At 42.9% G+C, this 3,820-nt stretch carries 3 protein-coding genes; all 3 read left to right on the top strand.

Going from position 1 to position 3,820, the window contains the following annotated elements; genetic code table 11:
* The coding region (locus B7E07_RS12885; RefSeq protein WP_080846241.1) for a DUF4256 domain-containing protein at positions 1 to 552 on the top strand (552 nt) is incomplete at its 5' end.
* Positions 553 to 1,362: 810 nt separating this feature from the next.
* Positions 1,363 to 2,544, top strand: a complete 1,182-nt coding sequence (locus tag B7E07_RS12875) for an IS256 family transposase (RefSeq protein WP_080849188.1) — start codon at positions 1,363 to 1,365, stop codon at positions 2,542 to 2,544.
* Between the two features lie 268 nt (positions 2,545 to 2,812).
* The coding region (proS, locus tag B7E07_RS12870; RefSeq protein WP_080846239.1) for a proline--tRNA ligase at positions 2,813 to 3,820 on the top strand (1,008 nt) is incomplete at its 3' end.

The raw sequence follows: 3,820 nt of genomic DNA, 5'->3' as shown, positions 1-3,820 counted from the left end.
AAAAAGCTGTTAAATGAACAACGAGAAGAACTACTGCAAACATTGAAAGCGCGGTTTGAGAACAATATGCATCGTCACCAAGATCTTAAATGGGAGGATGTCCTAGCGAGACTGGAAGCACAGCCTGAGAAACTCTGGTCACTGAACGAAATGGAAAGAACAGGCGGCGAACCAGATGTGGTTGAATATGACGAGCAAGGAGGCGAGTTTATTTTCTATGACTGCTCAGAAGAAAGCCCTAAAGGCCGCAGAAGCTATTGTTATGATCGTGAAGCACTAGAGTCAAGAAAAGCGAATAAGCCAGAAAACAATGCCATTGATGTGGCAGCTGAGATGGGAATTGAATTGTTATCAGAGGAAGAGTATCGCGCACTGCAGAAACTTGGAGAGTTCGACAAGAAAACATCAAGCTGGGTGCAGACACCAGAAGAGGTTCGTTCACTTGGCGGAGCCTTATTTTGTGACTACCGCTTTGGACAAGTGTTTTTGTATCACAACGGGGCATCCTCCTACTATGCAGCGCGGGGATTTCGCGGGTTGTTGAGAGTGTAATAGATGGCGTGATTTTGTGCCTGTCAGCTTGGAAAAAGTGTGGTGGCGGGAACAAAAGAGCGTCCTAAGTGCCCGTGGGCTCGAAAAAAGTGTGGTGGCGGGAACAAAGGAGCGGTCAAAGTGCTCGTGAGCCCGGAAAAAGAGAGATGGCGGGAACATACGAGAGCCCAAAGTGCCCGTCAGCTCGGAAAAAGCGAGATGGCGGGAACATACGAGCGCCCAAAGTGCCCGTCAGCCCGAAAAAAGCGAGATGGCGGGAACATATGAGCATCCCAAGTGCCCGTCAGCCGGGAAAAAGCGAGATGCCGGGAACATACGAGCGCCCAAAGTGCCCGGCTCCAAAAAAGCGAGCTGAAGGGAACATACGAGCGCCCAAAGTGCCCGTCAGCCGGGAAAAAGCGAGATGGCGGGAACAAAAGAGCATCCAAAGTGCCCGTCAGCCCGGAAAAAGCGAGATGGCGGGAATATACGAGCGCCCAAAGTGCCCCACAGCTTGGAAAAAGCGAGCTGAAGGGAACAAAGGAGCGGTCAAAGTGCCCGTCGGCTCGGATTAAGTGAGTTGGCGGGAACATACAAGCGTCCAAAGTGCCCGTCAGCTTGAAAAAAGCGAGATGGCGGGAACATATGAGCATCGAAAGTGCCCGTCAGCCGGGAAAAAGCGAGATGGCGGGAACATACGAGCGCCCAAAGTGCCCGTCAGCCGGGAAAAAGCGATTAAGTCCATATAATTGTGTAAAAAAAAAAGAGTCATTTTATTCCTATTTGTCCACAATGTTAACGACCAAGAAAACATTGGAAAGAGGGATAAAAATGACTCAGTTACAGTTTAACCTAGATATGGACGTTTTAAAAGAATCGATTATGAATTCTAATCTTGAGCTTATTGTGAAATCTACCTTAGTATTAGTCTTGAACGAATACATGGAAAAAGAACGAGATGACTATTTAAATGCAGCTGCCTATGAACGTTCTTTAGACCGTCGTGATTATCGAAATGGATATTATGAACGTGAACTCATCATGAGTATCGGAAAGTTAAGAATAAAAGTTCCCCGAACAAGAGGAGGTGAATTTTCGCCTTCTATCTTTGAGAAATTTTCGCGTGTTGATCAGACACTTATATTATCTATGTTAGAAATGGTCATCAATGGAGTTTCAACTAGAAAAGTAAAGAATATCGTAAAACAATTATGTGGCCAGAGTGTTTCAAAATCTTTTGTTTCTTCGCTCACAGAGAAACTGGATCCTATAGTAAAAGCCTGGGCTAATCGGCCACTTAATGTCGAATATTATCCGTATCTCTACGCTGATGCCACCTATATAAAAGTTCGAGAGAATAACAAGGTCATTTCAAAAGCAGCTTATTTAATTACTGGTATGGGTGAGGACAAAAAGCGTAAAGTACTTGGCTTTAAAATAGATCACGTCGAGAGCTTTCAAGCATGGCAAGAGTTCTTTCAAGATTTAAAATCTCGAGGGTTACAATCACCAAAATTAATGATTTCAGATGCCCATGCTGGATTAAAGAAAGCGATAGAAAGAGAATTTATAGGTACGGCATGGCAAAGGTGCACCGTTCATTTCAAACGAAATATTGTTAACGCACTTCCAAAAACAGGATCACGACAAATCATTTCTGATCTGAGAAAAATATACCAAGTAGTATCAGTTGAAGAGTCAAGAAAATATAGGGACAAATTTATTGAACTATATGCAGAAAATAAGAAAGTAAGAAAGGCAATCGAAATTCTCGAAGAGGGTTTCGAAGACACGATCCAATTTCTAAATGAACCAGAAAAGTATCAAAAACACATTTTAAGCAATAACTCATTGGAAAGGCTCAACCAAGAAATTAGAAAACGAGTGAGTGTGATCCGTATCTTTCCTAATAATCAGTCTGCATTTCGATTAATTGGTGCATTGTTAATGGAGAATGAAAATTTAGAATTAAATAAGAAAGTATACCTTACCGCGGAGCGAAATTTTGCTTAGGAGAAGGGGGTACCCCCTTCTCCTAAGCAAAATCAACTAACAGCTATTAATAGGTGGTAACATTGTGAAAAGGAATTTACACAATAATAAGGACTTGACTAAAAATCAAGAGCTGAAGGGAACTAAAGAGCTATCAAAGTGCCCGTCAACTAAAAAATCAAGAGGCGCCGGGAACTAAAGTGCACACAAAGTGCCCGTCAGTCGAAAAACCAAAACCTGCCGGGAACAAAGCAATGAAATTACATATAAAAATACTGAGGTGACCAAAATGGGCAAGGAATTTGTAAAAGAAATAACAGCCATGGATGAAGATTTTGCACAATGGTATACAGATGTGGTGAAAAAAGCAGATTTAGTCGATTACTCAAGTGTAAGAGGATCCATGATCATCCGGCCATATGGCTATGCTTTATGGGAAAATATTAAAGATGAGCTCGATCGGCGTATTAAAGAAACGGGCCATGAAAATGTATATATGCCTCTTTTCATACCAGAAAGTCTTCTGCAAAAGGAGAAAGATCATATTGAAGGGTTTGCACCGGAAGTGGCTTGGGTTACACACGGGGGAGAGGAAGAGCTTCAAGAACGTCTATGTGTCCGCCCAACATCTGAAGTTTTATTTGGCGAGCATTATAAAAATATCATTCATTCTTATCGGGACTTGCCAAAGCTCTACAATCAGTGGGCAAATGTGGTTCGCTGGGAAAAAACAACAAGACCATTTCTGCGTACATTAGAATTTTTATGGCAGGAGGGTCATACTTGCCATGCGACTGATGAAGAGGCACTTGAAGAGACGGTTAAAATGCTCAATGTGTACGCAGAGCTTTGTGAGAATATCCTCGCCATTCCAGTTATTAAAGGACAAAAAACAGAAAAAGAAAAGTTTGCTGGTGCTAAGTTCACTTATACCATTGAGAGTCTTATGCATGATGGAAAAGCACTGCAATCAGGCACATCACACCACCTGGGCGATGGCTTTGCCAAAGCTTTTGGCATTCAGTTTACGGATCAGGAAGGGAAGCTGCAATACGTACAGCAAACATCCTGGGGATTCACGACAAGAATCATTGGAGCAATGATTATGGTGCACGGAGATGACCGCGGCTTAGTCATACCGCCTAAAGCAGCACCAACTCAAGTGATGATCGTGCCAATTGCGCAGCACAAGGAGGGTGTGCTGGACTATGCCTATGATCTAAAGGAAAAACTCTCGAAAATGGCTCGGGTCGGCATTGATGCAAGTGATAAGAAACCAGGCTGGAAATTCAATGAA

The organism is Cytobacillus gottheilii (assembly GCF_900166665.1).
GTDB lineage: Bacteria > Bacillota > Bacilli > Bacillales > Cytobacillaceae > Cytobacillus > Cytobacillus gottheilii_A.
This window is presented reverse-complemented; position numbering and strand designations above follow the sequence as displayed.